The 16,358-nt window shown below is 45.3% G+C and carries 14 protein-coding genes; 6 read left to right on the top strand and 8 right to left on the bottom strand.

Annotation, left to right across the window (positions count from 1 at the left end; all coding sequences use genetic code 11):
• Nucleotides 1-68: 68 nt before the first annotated feature.
• On the bottom strand, nucleotides 69-902 hold the full coding sequence (locus PO830_RS09855) for a peptidoglycan-binding protein (protein WP_272853395.1): 834 nt from the start codon (nucleotides 900-902) through the stop codon (nucleotides 69-71).
• A gap of 377 nt (nucleotides 903-1,279) precedes the next feature.
• Here PO830_RS09855 and PO830_RS09850 point away from each other — a divergent pair, with 377 nt between their 5' ends.
• Genes PO830_RS09850 through PO830_RS09835 form a run of 4 tightly spaced genes read left to right on the top strand, consistent with a single transcriptional unit; the run spans nucleotide 1,280 to nucleotide 3,755 of the window.
• The gene (locus PO830_RS09850) at nucleotides 1,280-1,636 is read left to right on the top strand and encodes a hypothetical protein (protein ID WP_272853394.1); all 357 of its coding nucleotides are present in this window, start codon (nucleotides 1,280-1,282) and stop codon (nucleotides 1,634-1,636) included.
• Between the two features lie 3 nt (nucleotides 1,637-1,639).
• The gene (locus PO830_RS09845; protein WP_272853393.1) at nucleotides 1,640-2,359 is read left to right on the top strand and encodes a hypothetical protein; all 720 of its coding nucleotides are present in this window, start codon (nucleotides 1,640-1,642) and stop codon (nucleotides 2,357-2,359) included.
• Nucleotides 2,332-3,105: a sensor histidine kinase gene (locus tag PO830_RS09840; protein WP_272853392.1), complete on the top strand. Its 774-nt coding sequence runs from the start codon at nucleotides 2,332-2,334 to the stop codon at nucleotides 3,103-3,105. Before PO830_RS09845 ends, PO830_RS09840 begins: the two co-directional genes overlap by 28 nt.
• Nucleotides 3,105-3,755, top strand: a complete 651-nt coding sequence (locus tag PO830_RS09835; protein ID WP_272853391.1) for a response regulator transcription factor — start codon at nucleotides 3,105-3,107, stop codon at nucleotides 3,753-3,755. Before PO830_RS09840 ends, PO830_RS09835 begins: the two co-directional genes overlap by 1 nt.
• Here PO830_RS09835 and PO830_RS09830 read toward each other — a convergent pair.
• Both PO830_RS09830 and panB read right to left on the bottom strand, forming a co-directional pair.
• On the bottom strand, nucleotides 3,752-4,465 hold the full coding sequence (locus PO830_RS09830; RefSeq protein ID WP_272853596.1) for an RluA family pseudouridine synthase: 714 nt from the start codon (nucleotides 4,463-4,465) through the stop codon (nucleotides 3,752-3,754). The two genes, PO830_RS09835 and PO830_RS09830, sit on opposite strands and share 4 nt — an antisense overlap.
• 8 nt (nucleotides 4,466-4,473) lie before the next feature.
• Nucleotides 4,474-5,292, bottom strand: a complete 819-nt coding sequence (panB, locus tag PO830_RS09825) for a 3-methyl-2-oxobutanoate hydroxymethyltransferase (protein WP_272853390.1) — start codon at nucleotides 5,290-5,292, stop codon at nucleotides 4,474-4,476.
• Nucleotides 5,293-5,378: 86 nt separating this feature from the next.
• On the opposite strand from panB, the gene PO830_RS09820 reads away from it, so the two are divergent.
• The gene (locus PO830_RS09820; protein ID WP_272853389.1) at nucleotides 5,379-5,843 is read left to right on the top strand and encodes a nuclear transport factor 2 family protein; all 465 of its coding nucleotides are present in this window, start codon (nucleotides 5,379-5,381) and stop codon (nucleotides 5,841-5,843) included.
• Here PO830_RS09820 and PO830_RS09815 read toward each other — a convergent pair.
• The 4 genes from PO830_RS09815 to PO830_RS09800 all read right to left on the bottom strand — a co-directional run bounded on the left by PO830_RS09815 (nucleotide 5,840) and on the right by PO830_RS09800 (nucleotide 12,656).
• A complete protein-coding gene (locus PO830_RS09815) occupies nucleotides 5,840-7,264 on the bottom strand; it encodes an L-serine ammonia-lyase (RefSeq protein WP_272853388.1) in 1,425 nt (474 codons plus the stop codon). The two genes, PO830_RS09820 and PO830_RS09815, sit on opposite strands and share 4 nt — an antisense overlap.
• A 61-nt stretch (nucleotides 7,265-7,325) precedes the next feature.
• Nucleotides 7,326-8,543 (bottom strand): DNA polymerase IV, encoded by a 1,218-nt coding sequence (gene dinB / locus PO830_RS09810; RefSeq protein WP_272853387.1) that lies wholly within the window; start codon nucleotides 8,541-8,543, stop codon nucleotides 7,326-7,328.
• Complete coding sequence (locus PO830_RS09805) at nucleotides 8,540-11,545, bottom strand: DNA polymerase III subunit alpha (RefSeq protein WP_272853386.1); 3,006 nt, start codon at nucleotides 11,543-11,545, stop codon at nucleotides 8,540-8,542. Before PO830_RS09805 ends, dinB begins: the two co-directional genes overlap by 4 nt.
• Nucleotides 11,546-11,651: 106 nt before the next feature.
• Nucleotides 11,652-12,656, bottom strand: coding sequence for an alcohol dehydrogenase (locus tag PO830_RS09800; protein WP_272853385.1), 1,005 nt, complete (start codon nucleotides 12,654-12,656; stop codon nucleotides 11,652-11,654).
• A 456-nt stretch (nucleotides 12,657-13,112) separates the two neighbouring features.
• Here PO830_RS09800 and dnaK point away from each other — a divergent pair, with 456 nt between their 5' ends.
• Complete coding sequence (gene dnaK, locus PO830_RS09795) at nucleotides 13,113-15,032, top strand: molecular chaperone DnaK (RefSeq protein ID WP_272853384.1); 1,920 nt, start codon at nucleotides 13,113-13,115, stop codon at nucleotides 15,030-15,032.
• Nucleotides 15,033-15,109: 77 nt separating this feature from the next.
• On the opposite strand, the gene PO830_RS09790 is transcribed toward dnaK, so the two are convergent.
• Nucleotides 15,110-16,192 carry a DUF3616 domain-containing protein gene (locus PO830_RS09790; RefSeq protein WP_272853383.1) on the bottom strand — a complete coding sequence of 361 codons (1,083 nt, stop codon included), beginning with the start codon at nucleotides 16,190-16,192 and terminating at the stop codon, nucleotides 15,110-15,112.
• Between the last annotated feature and the right edge of the window lie 166 nt (nucleotides 16,193-16,358).

Raw genomic sequence — 16,358 nt, 5'->3', positions numbered from 1 at the left:
ACACTAATATCGTGGCAGGATAGAGCGATTTAAAATAGATTACCGTGCGGCTTGCATGACACCTTGCTTTATTCTGTGGTATCGGAATTGAGAGGTGCTACAGAAAAGAAATCGAGCTTTGACTGCATAAAATTACGCGTGCGTTTCATCACAGCAATGCCGTTACGAGAGCCCGCCATATTGGTGTTTCCCTCGATGGTTTCAATCACATCCTGATTGACGTCTATCACAACCCCGGTATGCGTCCAATCCCAAGTGGATTTCTGCAGTAAAAAGAGGTCGCCAGGTTGAATGAGATCTGGAGTAGTACGAACGGTTTGATACCTACTGAGTAGTCCTTTTTCGATTCCCTTCATGCCCACCACATCGCAGCTGTAAGTGAGGGGGAAGAGCGTTTTAAAATTTTTCCCATTGGCGCTTGCCGCTTGATCGATAATGGTTTGCGCAAATCCCATGCACCAGTACCACGGACTCCCCTCATGGCCGTCCATGTAAGCTCGTACCCAAGGACCGCTGTTGCTGGCGCCTTTAATTTGAAGTTCGTACGCAGTGCTCTTCAAATGCAGTTCGGCCGCTGCAACCACATGTTCACGGAAACTATCCCCTTCCAGAGGTGTTTCGAAGGCGGTTTTCATGGGTGCACATAGCATTGAAAACAGTTGATTACTTACGATTCCCGATGGAGAGCGCCCTACTTGTTCTTGATAGTTCTTTACCGCACGTTCGGTAGCGGGTCCAAAGGCACCGTCGATGGCAGTTGCGGTTCCTGAGCTAGGATTGGCAATGGCATTCAGTGATAACCAAGACTGAATTTTCATGACATCCTTTCGGGTATTATCATCACCGTCTCGGCGTTGCGTTCCAGAAATCGTCAATTCTTTAAGATAAGCGTTCTTTCGCATGGCGGGAGTTGTTTTTAATAAGTCGTTAATTTACAAATCAATAGGGTTCATTGCAAAGGGGTTTTTCCTATTATTCCGCGGAAGCGAACCCTCGTGGAGCCGCTTCTTAAGTAAATGTTGAACGAATGTTACAGCTATAAACAGTAGCAAACGAGTATACGATTGCCTTCCGAAGCAATTGCCGAAGGTATCCATTTCAATATGCTTATTGTCAGCAATATAATTGAACATGAGAAGCTGTGGTTACATAGCCTACGATTGAGAAGCGTCGGACTTTCCCTTTTTTGCGAAGGGGATTTTTCCTGATTTTTTTTAACAAGTCCGCTATAACCAAGGGCTTTTTAGTATTTTGGCTTCTGAATAAAAACTGAACTACCATGCCAAAACCTGAAAAGTGTATTACCGTTGCTGAAGCTAGAAACCTACAAAACAACTGGATTGCCAGTAGAGCACAGCAAATAGAAAATGCCTTGGGAAACCAAGATACGCGTGAAGTTATGTGGAGTCTTGAGGAACTTCAGGAATACCTCGAGTATATAAAAGAAGAGTCGGACAAAGCAGGTATCAAGAATCCTGGGGTGCGGGTCTATTTTGGAGCCTACGACAATAATGATAATGATCGCGCCACTGTATTTTTTGCGCCAACAAAAGGCCCAGAGAATAACGACGAAAACAATTATGATATTGCTCCATTCAATGTGGGCAACAGTGGTTGGCCGCCTTACAGCTATTAATCCTTGAGCGTTTCCGAATATATCATTTCCACCGCGCCTATTAGTTTTGTTGAGATAGTCGCTGCCCTATGTGGAATATATTATTTTCGAAGAAATCGTGGTGATCAGCGCACAAAGTACTTTGTAATCTTTCTATGGATCACGGCCGCCGTGGATATCTTAGGCGCCTATGCTCCGATAGCCTACTTCAGCGATTATGCCATTTTTGGTTTTGTAGAAAAGACACCCTTCCGCGCCAATTACTGGTTGTTTAATATATATGTGATTTTAATGTTCTCATTTTACTCCCTTTACTTTAGCACCTTTCTAAGGTATGAATGGGTACAACGAGCCATACGGATAGGAGTCGGTTTATTTGTCATCGCTGCGGGAATCAATCTTTCACAAGGTGAGGTCTTCTTTTCTCATGTGTCGCCATTTTCCTATGGCGTGGGATCCCTGCTGACCTTATTTGTCATTTTACTATTTTATTTTGAGTTGCTTCGAAGCAATATCATTCTGCATATTCGTCGCTACTTACCCATGTATGTGTCGGTGGGGGTCATGGCTTTTATTCTTTGTATCACTCCCTTGGAGTTCTATTCAGGATATTTTAACTTGAACACCGGAAACGATCAGTACGTAGAGCTTCGAAACGTTATCTTGATGGTAACGAACATATTTATGTATAGCGTTTTTAGTATCGGATTCATTATATGCTCGAGAAGGAAGAGATCATACTGATCATATACTTTATCGTCGTTGCGGTGTTCATTATCGTATTCGTCGTGGCGTTTGTACTCGCATTTTTACGCCGAAAGAATAAACTGCTGTTGCGTCAAATCGAGAACCAACAACGTTTTGAGAAAGAATTGGCCGATGCCCAGATCGAAATTCAAGAACAAACCTTAAAGAATATCGGGTGGGAGTTACATGATAATATTGGGCAATTGCTTTCCGTGGCCAATATGCAATTGAATGTGCTTACGTCTCGCAGTACTACGATTCCTTCGGAAGAATTAAAAGAAACCAATGGAGTCATTCAGAAGACCGTGCAGGAAGTACGAGCCCTGTCTAAATCATTGAATGCTGATGTTATATTGAAATACGGACTGGTACAGTCTATCGCTAATGAGTTGCGTCGTTTCAACCGACTTAATTTTTTGAAAGCGCAACTGGAAGTACGAGGAGAAGAATGTTCGCTTCGGAATGAGGACGAAATTTTAATTTTTAGGATTCTGCAAGAATTTTTGTCGAATGTGATCAAACATGCCAAGGCAGACAATTTATTTGTAACTTTAACCTATACAAGCAAATCGCTTGTGATTAAAGTAGAAGATGATGGCATTGGTTTTGACGTGGCCACCGAGCAAGGCAATTCTGGTTTGCACACTATGGAGAGCCGCGCTCGACTGTTGCATGCAGCATACCAACTCACTTCTGCTAAGGACGAAGGAACTAAACTAGAACTCAAATATCCCCTACGCTGATGAATTCCGATGTACACACGGTTGTAATCGTAGACGATCACTTGTTACTTTCCGGTTCTTTGGAGAAACTTATTAACTCCTTTGAAGGATTTCAAGTGTTATTTCACGCAAGTAATGGTCGAGAACTCCAGCTAAAGTTGAAAAAAGAATCTAAGAAGCCTTCGGTTATTCTTCTGGATATCAATATGCCAGTGATGGATGGTTTTGAAACTGCCGAATGGCTAACCGAACATCATCCTGATATCAAGTTCTTAGCCCTTTCCATGGAAGATGATGAGCAAACGATTTTAAAAATGCTTCGGAAAGGTGCCAAGGGATATTTACTGAAAGATATCCATCCCGATAAATTGAAGATTGCACTTCAGGAAACCGTGAGCAAAGGATTTTATCATTCTGATAAGGTGGCCACTACAATGCTCCACGCGCTTCACAATAATAACAAGGCTTCCGAAGAATCTTTTAAAGAGAATGAATTGATCTTTCTGCAATTGGCCTGTAGTGAAATGACCTATAAAGAAATTGCCGATCAAATGAATTTGAGTCCGAAGACCATTGATGGATATCGTCAAGAACTCTTCAACCGACTTCATATTAAGAATCGGGTGGGGCTCGTAATCTACGCCTTAAAGAACAATCTTATCCATATTTAAGAGCAGGCCTCCCACAACGCATCAATAGGGGGTGGGGCTGTGATCATGATCGCTTCTTTGCGAACCGGATGCACTAACGATAGCGATCGTGCATGCAGGTGAATGCTTCCATCCTTATTACTGCGATCAAACCCGTATTTTAGATCTCCTTTAATGGGGCAATCAATGGCCGCCAGTTGCGCCCGGATCTGATGATGGCGCCCCGTGTGTAAGGCAATTTCCAATAAACAATAACGGTCAAGTTTCTTTGCAATGCGATAGGAGAGCACCGCTTTTTTACTGTCTTTCACTTCCTGAGGATAGGCGTACGACTTGTTTTGCTTTGGATTGCGTTTGAGGTAATGAATGAGTGTTGCTTCGGAAGCAGAAGGCGTGTTTTTTACCAAGGCCCAGTAGGTTTTTTGAGTCTCTCGCTCTTTGAAGAGTTTGTTGAGCCGCGATAAGGCTTTGGACGTTCTGGCAAATAATACAACGCCACTGGTGGGTCGGTCTAATCTGTGAACGACTCCCAAATACACGGCTCCGGGCTTGTCGTATTTTTCAGCAATATACCGCTTGACAACTTCCGCTAGTGCTGTGTCTCCGGTTCTATCCCCCTGAACCAGATCGCCGGGCCGTTTGTTGACGGCAATGAGATGGTTATCTTCAAAAAGAACCTGAAGATTATGCCTATCGCTGTGAAGCGCGTCAAATGGACCTTGTGTTGCGATAATCCAATTTAATATTGCTCGTCATCTCTAGGGAAATCCCCACTCTTGACGTCTTGAATATAGTTTTGAAACGCTCCGGTCATCTCTGCGTACAAGTCCAAATACCGCCGTAAAAACCGAGGGTTGAATTCGTAGGTCATTCCTAGCATATCATGGATCACTAAAACTTGCCCGTCGACACCATTACCGGCACCAATCCCAATAACCGGAATGGTTAATTGCGCGGCAACTTCCTTCGCTAATTTGGCCGGCACCTTTTCCAGTACCACCGCAAAACAGCCAATCTTTTCGAGCAGCTTAGCATCTTCCTTCAATTTTTCTGCTTCTTCCTCTTCCTTGGCGCGAACCGTGTAGGTTCCAAATTTGTAAATGGATTGTGGCGTCAACCCTAAATGTCCCATTACTGGAATTCCCGCATTCAAAATTCGTTTCGCCGATTCTTTTATTTCTTTCCCGCCTTCAATTTTAACCGCATGCGCCCCGCTTTCCTTCATGATGCGAATAGCAGACCGTAAGGCCTCTTTGGGATCACTTTGATAGCTTCCGAAGGGGATATCAACCACTACCAAACTCCGCTCGATAGCTCTAACCACCGACGAAGCGTGATAGATCATCTGATCTAAGGTGATAGGAAGTGTCGTTTCATGACCCGCCATTACATTGGAAGCTGAATCTCCAACAAGGATAACGTCTATCCCGGCTCCGTCCACGATTTTAGCCATGGTGAAGTCATAGGCCGTGAGCATGGAAATCTTTTCTCCGTTCTTTTTCATATCGACGAGCGTCTTCGTCGTGATGCGCTTATATTCTTTTTTTGCAATAGACATATAGAATTGTGTAACGAATAAGTGGATAAAAATACTAATTTTAGAACGCAATTCATGGGAACACACTTCCACAATCCGCTATTTTTATGAAAAAATTTCTAGGTTTTCTTCTGTTTCTTAGCTGCTTCGGAATGACTTTCGGGCAAACACCTACCGTTACCTCAGAAGCCATTGCTGTGGTGGACACCTTCTTTGAAGGATTTCACAAGGGGGACACGACGCAAATGAAATCGGTTATGGCAGAAACAGTAGTCTTTCAAACTGCGTTTACCGATGCTACCGGAACGCCCAAACTTAATGATGGCAGCGCAGCGCAACTACTTTCCGCCATAGCCAACAGACCCAAAGAGCAGGTGTGGGAAGAACGGTTGCTAGGATATGAAGTACAAACAGATGGTAATCTCGCCCATGTTTGGACACGGTATGAGTTTTGGTTGAACGGTACGTTCAGTTATTGTGGGGCCAATGCATTTACCCTTGTTAAAATGGGTTCCGGTTGGAAAATCATCCACTTAATTGATTCGCGCAGAAAAGCGGATTGTAGGCCTTAACAATCGCTTACATTCACCTGAATGGCGAGTCCGCCTTCACTGGTTTCCTTGTACTTTGAAGTCATATCTTTAGCCGTTTCCCACATAGTAGCAATCACTTTATCTAATGGAATCTTAGCTTGCTTGGGATCCCTATCTAAGGCCATTTCGCAGGCATTGATGGCTTTTATCGCTCCCATAGCATTCCGCTCAATGCAAGGTATTTGCACCAACCCTGCAATAGGGTCGCAGGTAAGTCCCAAGTGATGTTCCATGGCAATTTCAGCCGCCATAAGCACATGATCTGGGGAACCTCCCATCAATTCGGTGAGCGCACCTGCCGCCATGGCTGAGGAAACGCCAATTTCAGCCTGACAGCCTCCCAGTGCCGCTGAGATGGTAGCTCCTTTTTTGAACAGGCTGCCAATTTCTCCGGCCACCATTAAAAAGCGGTTGATATCTTCAAAGTTTCCGTCGTGATTTTCGATCACTAAATAATACATCAGTACGGCAGGAATAACACCTGCACTGCCGTTGGTAGGTGCGGTAACAACCCGTCCCAAGGAAGCATTCACTTCATTCACGGCCAGGGCGAAGCATGAAACCCATTTGAAGATTTGTCGAAATTTTACTTCCGTATTTCGTATCGCCGTGATCCATTCGTGCGGGTTCGAATATTGGGTAGTACCGATCAATTTTTGATGCATTTCAAAAGCGCGCCGCTGCACTTTGAGTCCGCCTGGGAGAACTCCTTCCGTATGACAGCCAATGTACATGGATTCTAGCATTACTTCCCAAATGTCCTGTAGTTTCTCGTGGATCTCCGCTTCGGGCCGCAAGGACTTTTCGTTCTCTAACACGAGTTGGCTGATGGATAGGTTGTGTTGTGAGGTATACGCAATCAGTTCAGAAGCTTTTTCGGTAGGAAATGGAAATTGATCGAAGAGCTCTTTTTTCTTCTTTTTTCGCTTTCGTTCTTTCTGAACCACAAAGCCACCACCGATAGAATAGTAGGTGTCTGAAATTTTTTTTCCGTTGTCTAAAAAGGCGTTGAAGGTGATTCCGTTGGGGTGGAAGTCTAAAAATTTGCGATGAAATTTGATCGCTTCTTTGGGATTGAAAGAAATAGGCCGTGTGCCATCTAACAGTAATTTATGTTGCGAACGAATTACCTCGATCTCATCTTCAATCGTTTCAATAGGATAGGTGACAGGGTCACCTCCCATAAGCCCTAACATACAGGCAATGTCTGTGGCATGTCCTTTTCCGGTAAGGGAGAGCGAACCGTAGAGGTTAACGGTAACGGTTTCAATCGTATCAAATTTTCCACCCTTTTTGAGTTTTTCAACCCATCTTTTGGCGGCTACCCAAGGCCCCAGAGTGTGCGAACTGGAAGGTCCCACTCCAATTTTAAGCATGTCAAATACGCTGATACTTTCCATTCAACTCCTTTTCGCAAAGATACGGGTATGTTTTGATAGACCATAGGCTTCCGTTGAAATATCAACGTCGTCTGTTGGCCAGCAGGGGCGGGGGTTCTCCGGTAAAGGGATTCCATCTGCCAATACTTTTAGCTCCCATGCCGGCAGCGCGAACCACCGCCCGATCGCCATAGCGTTCCCGCATCTTGTCCATGGCTTGATACAGCCTAAGAATCTTCTCTTCGTCTTCGAACATGTGAATTTGATGTCCACCGGACACCAAATGGCTAAATCGAACGCCTACTAAGCGCACCAACATCCTGCGTTGATAGAGTTTTTGATACAGGTCCATGACCACCGGAATGATCTGATGATCGGTCGCACTATACGGGATACGTTTCTGCTGGGTATACGTTTGGAAGTCAGAATACCGTATTTTGAAAGTGACACAGGCCGTGAGCTTATTTCCTCTGCGCAATTGATACACCAAATTTTCGGCCATTGCAATGATGATGCTTTTTAGTTTGTGAACGTCTGTAGTGTCGCGGTCGAAGGTGCGCTCGGTGGAAATCGACTTGCGTTCGCTGTATTGAATAACGGGAGAGGGATCGATTCCATTGGCCTTTCTCCAAATAGTACTGCCGTTTTTTCCCAGAACTCGTTGCATCATTTCAAGGGGCATTTCTTGTACGGTGCGAATACGTTTGATACCCAGATCGCATAATTGTAGGTAGGTGACTTTCCCTACCATCGGAATTTTAGCCACTGATAGCGGAGAAAGAAAAGGTTTTTCAGTGCCTTGCTGAATGTACAGTTTGTTATTGGGTTTGGCTTCTCCGGTGGCGATCTTAGATACTGTTTTATTGATGGACAATCCGAAAGAAATAGGAAGTCCGGTTTCTCTGGTGATGCGATCTCGTAGTTCTGAAGAGAGTTGTTGGCATCCAAAAAACCGATCCATTCCGGTGAGGTCGATATAAAACTCATCGACCGATGTTTTTTCATAGCGTGGCACATTTTCTCGGATAATTTCTGTGACCATGGTTGAAAACTTGCTATAGGTACCCGAATTCCCACGAATCACAATAGCTTCGGGGCACAGTTGTTTTGCCAGTTTCATGGGCATGGCCGAATGAATTCCGAAGGAACGCGCTTCATAACTACAGGAGGCTACCACACTGCGATCAGACGTGCCGCCAATAAGCACGGGTTTTCCTATTAGTTTTCGGTCGAGCAGGCGTTCGCATGACACGAAAAAACTGTCCAGGTCCATGTGCAAAATATGTCGCTCGGCACTCATAGTACTTTATTTTTATAGCGTTTTGCGAGCATTCGGGTACGTGTCATTCCTTCAGCATACCGCGGATCTGGGATGATGGGTAGTCGCTGCATTTTCGTCACTTCAATAGAAACACAATCAAATTCGCTGCTCACAATGCCTTCAATTAGGTAGATTCCTTTTCCCTGAAACGGGTATTGGATCGCTACCGGCGGAAAATGAACGGTATCGATGAAGGCGCCTTCCTGATCGAGAAAAGTTCCAAAATACATGGGCTTCCCTTGCGATGTTTTGGTGTGTTTAATAGCTACCAAATACCCTGCTATTCGTATGTTTTTTTCAAGGTAAGTCGCTAGTTCTCGTGCTTGTAGTGTAGGAATGACTACTTCTTCAGAAAGCAATAAAAAGGGATCACACAGCGGGAATCCTAACAACTCCAAGGCGTCAAAGGCGTCTTCCAGCGGACCGTTTTCGAGAGCGGGTAATTGGTAGGTCACTCGATTGGCTGTAAAAAGTTTTGGGGCTTGCGGAGTCGTTGTTTTTTTGGTCATTTTCATATGCGCTTCCCAGAGTAAGGCGCGTTTCGCCTTTTGAGTAAAGCGGAAGGCATCGATCCGTATCAAAATGCGAAGTTGCTCAATAGCAATGGGCACACGCTGCATAAAGTTGTCTAAACTCTCATAGGCACCGTTTTGCTTCCGTTCTTTCAATAGGATACGCATGGTTTCCTGTTCGAGATCTTTCAGAAAGCCCAATCCCAAGAAGATCTTATTATTTTGAATCACCGTTTCTGCTTCGCTGGTGTTGACGCAAGGCGGAAAAATACGCCCGTTATGAAGTCGGGCTTCGTGCACATACAGTTCTCTACTGTAAAACCCACCGCCATTGTTAAGGGTGGCAACCATATATTCTAATGGAAAATAGGCTTTTAAAAACAGACTTTGATAGCTTTCTACGGCATAGGAAGCCGAGTGTCCTTTGGCAAAGGCGTAGCCCGCAAAGCTTTCGATCTGACGCCAGATCTCGGCAGTGAGTTCGTGCGTTTTTCCGCTTTGAAGGCAATTCTGAAAAAACTGCGCCTTTACTTTATTGAATTCTTCTCGAGAACGAAACTTCCCCGACATGCCACGCCGAAGCATATCGGCCTCTCCCAGATCGAGTCCGCCAAAATAGTGCGCTACTTTGATAACGTCTTCCTGATAGACCATCACGCCGTAGGTTTCGGGCATGATGTCTAATAGAATGGGATGCGCATCTTCACGGCGTTCGGGGTATCGATGTCGCAAGATATATTCTCGCATCATCCCAGATTTGGCCACTCCCGGACGAATGATAGAACTCGCTGCCACCAAGCCCAAATAATCATCTACCTGTAATTTCCGAAGCAACATACGCATGGCAGGCGATTCTACGTAAAAGCACCCAATGGCTTTGGCTTCTCGGAGTAAGGTCTTGATGCGCTCATCCTGTTTGAAGCGCTTGATATCGTGAATATCAATAGGAGGGAGGTTGGGGTGGTTTTGTTGTACGAGCTGCACGGCATCTTTGATCTTTCCGAGGCCACGCTGACTCAAAATATCGAATTTGAAAAGACCAATATCCTCGGCCACCACCATGTCGAATTGGGTGGTAGGAAACCCCTTGGGAGGCATAAACGTAGCAGTGTAGCGGTGAATAGACGCTTCGGAAATGATGATGCCACTGGCGTGAATTCCTAAATAATTTGGAAACCCCTCAATCGCTTTGCTGTAGGTAATTACGAGTTGCGATAATCGGTCGAGCTGTTCGTAACGATAATGTCCGGCCGAAAGTTTGTCGATCTCTGCTTTTGGCAAGCCGAAGACTTTCCCCAATTCGCGTACGGCAGCACGGTATTTAAAAGTGTTGTATACGGTGATCAGGGCAGTATGTTTGAAGGTTTTGAAGATGAATGCTGTGACGTCGTCGCGATCGGCCCAGGAAAAATCGATATCGAAATCGGGTGGATTCTTTCGGTACAGATTGATAAAGCGTTCAAAATAGAGGTCGAGTTCGATAGGGTCTACATCTGTAATGCGAAGCACATAGGCAATGACACTATTGGCACCACTGCCGCGACCCACGTAATAATAGCCTTTGCTTCGGGCGTATTCCAGAATATGCCAATTGATCAGAAAATAGGAAACAAACCCCTTTTTTTGAATGATATCGAGTTCTTTTGCAACGCGTTTCAGAATGGTGTCATGGGGGGAGTTTCCGTAGCGATAGGGAAGTCCTTTTTCGATCAAGGTTTGCAGCAGTTGGAGGTCGGCTGCTTCGGAAGCGCCAAAACAACGCTGATTGTTATGCGTAGCGCTTTCAAAATCGAATTGAAACACACATTGCTGTAGCAGTCGTTCAGTGTTTTGTAGTAACTCAGAAAATTCCCGGAACTGCTCCTGAAGCAGTTCTTGAGATATGAGTACGTCATATTCGCTGCCTTCCTCGGAAGTGGGAAGTTTACTCAACAACGTATTGTTGTCGATAGCGCGTAACAAGCGATGGGTGTTGAACCCCTTTTTATTCAGAAAGGAAACCGTGTGTAACGCCAGCAATTTATCAGGCTGTTTGCGCCAGGGTGAAAATTTGAGTCGGTTGAGTTCCCGACTTCGAACTCCGATAAATTCATGAGCCGCTAACGTTCGAGCAGGTATATTATGAAACGGGTAAATTACAAAAGTGTCTGCTAATGGTCTTGCTGTGGGCGGAATAGTGGCTTTTTCATGAAGGAACTCAGAGAGGTACGCATTGATACGCTGAAACCCGTTGTGGTTTTTTGCCAGTAGGATGAATTGTTGTTCGGCGCCGTTTCGGAAATCGATTCCCAAGACTGCCCGGATGCCTGTTTTCTGGCATTCTCGAAGCATATCCCAGCAGGCAGAGGTGTTGTTGATATCAGTGAGTGTAAGATAGTCGTATCCCTTTGCCTTTGCGGTATGTACCAGTGTTCTCGGAGCGATGGTTCCGAAGCGTAAACTATAATAGGTGTGGCAATTTAATAACATAAATTGGAAATAATCCAAAATTATGGAATAAGTCCAATTTACTCAAATAAAGTTGTCAACAAAAAAAAGCCTCCAAGTGGGAGGCTCTTGCTTGCTTACTTATTTACTAAGGAGTTAGTACCACTCGGAATCGCGCTTTATTATTTAGCATTTTATCAAAGGCTTCAGAGACTTTCTCTAACGGAAAGGTTTCGATCATAGGTTTGCTATTGGTCATGGCACTAAAATTCAGCGTATCTTCACTATCCATGGCTGTTCCGCTGGGCCAACCGGTAATTCCTTTTCGGTGCATCAATAGCTGCATGGGAGAAACTTCTATAGGGTCGGGTGTAGCCCCAATGCAGATAATGCGGCCATCGATGGCGAGTCCGTCGATCACCGACGAAATCGCATCAGCATGGGGAGCGGTTGCCACGATAAGGTGGGCACCACCCAGTTTTTGCAAAGCTTCTGCGCCATCATTTTGGCTTGTATTAATATAGTGATGGGCACCTAATTCTTTTGCTAGCTCTTCTTTATCGGCACCGTGCGAAAGCGCTACGGTTTTCATGCCCATCTTGTGTGCGTATTGCAAGGCTAAGTGTCCGAGTCCACCAATCCCTTGCACGGCAACCGTATCGCCCGGGCGAACATGACTGTTTCGCATGGCATTGAATACGGTAATTCCGGCACAAAGTAGGGGTGCGGCCTCTTCAGAAGATAATTCATCGGGCACAGACGCCACGGCTTCTTGTGGCGCACACATATATTCAGCATAGCCGCCATCATAGGAGATACCGCATACTTTGGCGTTCTCACAGGTAATGAAATCGCCACGGCGACACGATTCGCACGTAAAACAATGTCCGCCATGCCAGCCCACGCCTACGCGTTGTCCTTTTTTCCAATTGGAAACACCATCGCCTATGGCGTCAATGAAGCCTACCACTTCGTGGCCAGGCACTCTGGGATATTCAAGGCCGGGGAATCCGCCTTGTTTTACGAAATTATCACTGTGACAGATGCCGCAGGCTTCCACTTTAATACGAATCTCGTTTGCTTTGGGAGAAGGTTTTTCCAGATCTACCAGATGAAAATCTCCTCCGGCTTCTTTTACTTGTACTGCTTTCATAGTTGTTTTTTTGATTGGACAGTAAATTACGAAGAAGGTTGGCTAAAGTGTTTTAAGGGGATGTTAATTTGAGGGAGGGGGATGATTAGAAGGAAAGTGGATATGAGACGTGAGACAGGAGGCGTGAGATAAAAGACGTAAGACACAAGACACAAGACACAAGACACAAGACATAACTCCTAAGTCCTAAGTCCTGACTCCTACGTCCCAAGTCTAACATCTCATTTCTCAAACCTCTACACTTTCGTTGACAACGCAATAGGGATGGAAGGGTGTGTTTGAGCTCTTACGCGCAGCGGAAAGCGAGTCGTGACAGCCCGACCCCGGCCTGCGGCGGGGGATTGCCCAAAAAACCAAAAAAAGAAACTGACAGCGTGTCAGTAATCTGTGGATGGCACATTCCTTGACCTATACAGGGCGAAACAATTTTGAAATTTAAAATTTAACGATAACACTATGAGCAAGATAATTGGAATTGATTTGGGTACGACCAACTCCTGCGTTTCCGTAATGGAAGGTAGCGAGCCCACCGTAATCCCAAATGCAGAAGGAAAGAGAACGACGCCCTCTGTGATTGCTTTTGTGGAAGGTGGTGAGATCAAGGTAGGAGACCCTGCAAAACGTCAGGCGGTTACCAACCCGAAGAAGACCATCTCTTCCATCAAGCGATTTATGGGAAATAAATTCTCTGAATCAGATAAGGAAATTAATAATGTTGCCTACGACGTGGTAAAAGGGGATAACGACACTCCTCGTGTGGTCATCGATGACCGCAAATACACGCCACAGGAATTGAGTGCGATGATTCTTCAGAAAATGAAGAAAACCGCTGAAGATTACTTAGGGCAAGACGTAAGTCGCGCCGTGATCACCGTTCCTGCCTACTTTAATGACAGTCAGCGTCAAGCGACCAAAGAAGCCGGAGAAATCGCCGGATTGAAAGTAGAGCGTATCATCAACGAGCCTACGGCAGCAGCATTGGCGTACGGATTGGATAAGAAAGATACCGATCAGAAGATCGTGGTATTCGACTTTGGGGGAGGTACGCACGACGTAAGTATCTTAGAATTAGGAGATGGTGTCTTTGAAGTACTTTCTACGGATGGAGATACACACCTAGGAGGAGATGACGTAGACAGTAAAATTATAAACTGGTTGGCGGATGAGTTCCAACAGGAAGAAGATATGGACCTTCGCAAAGACCCAATGGCACTTCAGCGTTTGAAGGAAGCTGCGGAAAAAGCGAAGATCGAATTGTCCTCTTCTTCACAGACGGAGATTAACCTTCCATATGTGACAGCGACCAGCAGCGGACCGAAGCACTTGGTGAAAACCTTAACGCGTTCTAAGTTCGAACAATTGATCGACGATTTGGTAAAACGTACCATCACTCCGTGTGAAAAAGCGTTGAAAGCAGCCGGCTTGAGCAAAAGCGATATCGATGAGATCATCTTAGTGGGTGGTTCTACGCGTATCCCAGCTGTTCAGGATGCGGTGAAGGAATTCTTCGGAAAATCTCCTAGTAAAGGAGTAAACCCTGATGAAGTAGTGGCCATTGGTGCGGCGATTCAAGGGGGCGTATTAACCGGAGATGTGAAAGACGTATTGTTGCTAGATGTAACTCCGCTGTCTTTAGGTATTGAAACCATGGGAAGTGTGAATACAAAATTGATCGAAGCGAACACGACGATTCCAACGAAGAAGAGTCAGGTATTCTCTACCGCAGCCGATAATCAACCAAGTGTTGAGATTCACGTATTGCAAGGAGAGCGCCCAATGGCAGCCGATAATAAGACGATTGGACGTTTTCACTTAGATGGAATTCCACCGGCACCTCGAGGAACGCCTCAGATCGAAGTAACCTTCGATATTGATGCCAATGGTATCATTAAAGTAAGTGCCGAAGATAAAGCCACCGGTAAGAAGCAAGATATTCGAATTGAAGCCTCTTCAGGATTAACGGAGGAAGAAATCGAAAAGATGAAAGCAGAAGCGGAAGCGAATGCGGAAGCCGATAAGCAAGCGAAAGAAAAGGTGGACAAGATCAATGAAGCCGATGCGATGATCTTCCAAACAGAGAAACAATTGAAGGAGTTTGGTGATAAACTGAGCGATGACAAGAAGAAACCGATTGAAGATGCCTTGGAAGACTTGAAAAAAGCCTATGAAACGAAGGAGGTTGAAACCATTCAGCCTGCGTTAGACAAGATCAACGAAGCGTGGAAAACCGCGAGCGAAGAGATGTACAAAGCGCAAGCCGAAGCCCAGCAAGGAGGCGCCGCCCCAGGAGGTGATGCCGGAGCTGAGCAAGCGAGCAGCGGAAGCAGCGACGAAAGTAGCGATGTGGAAGATGTAGACTTTGAAGAAGTGAAGTAAATCCTTCAACCTTATATGGAAAAAACCCTCGAGCGATCGAGGGTTTTTTTATGCGTTTGTTTGAACGTAACCGCTTGCTAGAGGTCGTAGATATCCATGATTACTTTCCGCTTTCCTTTGAGTCGGTTTTTATGCGGATTGTCGTAGGTAATGAGCACTTCTTTTTCAGAAAGGAAGGCCATTCCTTCCGCTTTGTCAATACCGTGTTCTAGTTCGCTGCCACGGGCTGCGTCGAATAGCCGCTTCGGTTCGTGCACCACGCTGGCATGCGTGTTTGGGAGTCCGCCCTCGATCTTATAAACTGCAATCGTTCCGTCGAGGTCCATCGTAGGACCGGCCAGTAGATACAGATCTCCTTTTTTGTCGATATTAAGTTCACGGATGCCCATTCCGGCCAGATCGATAAAGTGTTTTCGGTAGAGTTTATCTTCTCCTTCCCGTTGCTGCATGATGAGTTCATTGTTGATGGCATCGCAAGTAATCTCTAGAATTACCGCATAGCCATTAAGCACCGGACCTCTTAGTCCGATGAAAATTCGATCACCCTCCACAGCCAGCCCTTCAATATCAAACCCGTTGTCTTTACTGGGGATTTGCATATAACTGGCCAGGTGTTCATCGAGTAGGAGGGCGTTGTGTAATTCCGAGCTTTTGGTGCCGCCCCGCATCATTTTAGCGGTAATTTTATGTCCGAGAAACTCGTAAGATTCATGCAATTCGAAGGTGCCGTCCTTTTCAATACATGGGATGCATCCCAGGCTAAACCTATTTTCATCCAAAGAAATCGTCTCTAAGGCTTTCAATTGCTCATCTACATCGTCATCAGCGTTGGGGGAGTCGCGCTTTAGGCTCATGCTTCCGCAGAACCATAAGTAGGGGGCTGCATACGCTAGGGCTTCCATATCCATTTCGGTGTCGCTGGGAAGGTCAAAGAAGTTGGCGATCTCGTAATGCTTATGCTTGCTGTATTTTACTTTTTTCTTGTTGTTTTTCTTTAGGGTAAGACGTTCGAGTCCGGCATCTTCGTCGTAACTAATCCAAAGGTCATTCTTGGTAGTGAGGCAACTAGATATTTCTGTGCGCAGATCGTCTAAATTATCAAAGTCCTTTTTAAACTTCAGAAGACATTTTTTGCTTGGCGGTTTAGGAACGGGTTTCATTTTTTTTCTTTCAATATAATTATTCTCATAAGCTTGGGCTGATAATAAAATCCTAAATCTTCGGAAGCAGGCGCTCTCGAAACCATCGGTAACGATATACTGTCGGTTTCGGCTTGCTCTGGTAACCACGGATACCTTAAGAGGAAAAGTAAACTCTTATAATTGT

The sequence above is a fragment of the Altibacter sp. HG106 genome, assembly GCF_028561755.1.
Taxonomy (GTDB): domain Bacteria; phylum Bacteroidota; class Bacteroidia; order Flavobacteriales; family Flavobacteriaceae; genus DFVG01.
This window is presented reverse-complemented; position numbering and strand designations above follow the sequence as displayed.

Bases quoted from the DNA above. Each gene is read 5' to 3' on its own strand.
- PO830_RS09855 (WP_272853395.1), bottom strand. From the start codon at position 902: ATGCGAAAGAACGCTTATCTTAAAGAATTGACGATTTCTGGAACGCAA.
- PO830_RS09850 (WP_272853394.1), top strand. From the start codon at position 1,280: ATGCCAAAACCTGAAAAGTGTATTACCGTTGCTGAAGCTAGAAACCTA.
- PO830_RS09840 (WP_272853392.1), top strand. From the start codon at position 2,332: ATGCTCGAGAAGGAAGAGATCATACTGATCATATACTTTATCGTCGTT.
- PO830_RS09835 (WP_272853391.1), top strand. From the start codon at position 3,105: ATGAATTCCGATGTACACACGGTTGTAATCGTAGACGATCACTTGTTA.
- panB (WP_272853390.1), bottom strand. From the start codon at position 5,292: ATGTCTATTGCAAAAAAAGAATATAAGCGCATCACGACGAAGACGCTC.
- PO830_RS09820 (WP_272853389.1), top strand. From the start codon at position 5,379: ATGAAAAAATTTCTAGGTTTTCTTCTGTTTCTTAGCTGCTTCGGAATG.
- PO830_RS09815 (WP_272853388.1), bottom strand. From the start codon at position 7,264: ATGGAAAGTATCAGCGTATTTGACATGCTTAAAATTGGAGTGGGACCT.
- dinB (WP_272853387.1), bottom strand. From the start codon at position 8,543: ATGAGTGCCGAGCGACATATTTTGCACATGGACCTGGACAGTTTTTTC.
- PO830_RS09805 (WP_272853386.1), bottom strand. From the start codon at position 11,545: ATGTTATTAAATTGCCACACCTATTATAGTTTACGCTTCGGAACCATC.
- PO830_RS09800 (WP_272853385.1), bottom strand. From the start codon at position 12,656: ATGAAAGCAGTACAAGTAAAAGAAGCCGGAGGAGATTTTCATCTGGTA.
- dnaK (WP_272853384.1), top strand. From the start codon at position 13,113: ATGAGCAAGATAATTGGAATTGATTTGGGTACGACCAACTCCTGCGTT.
- PO830_RS09790 (WP_272853383.1), bottom strand. From the start codon at position 16,192: ATGAAACCCGTTCCTAAACCGCCAAGCAAAAAATGTCTTCTGAAGTTT.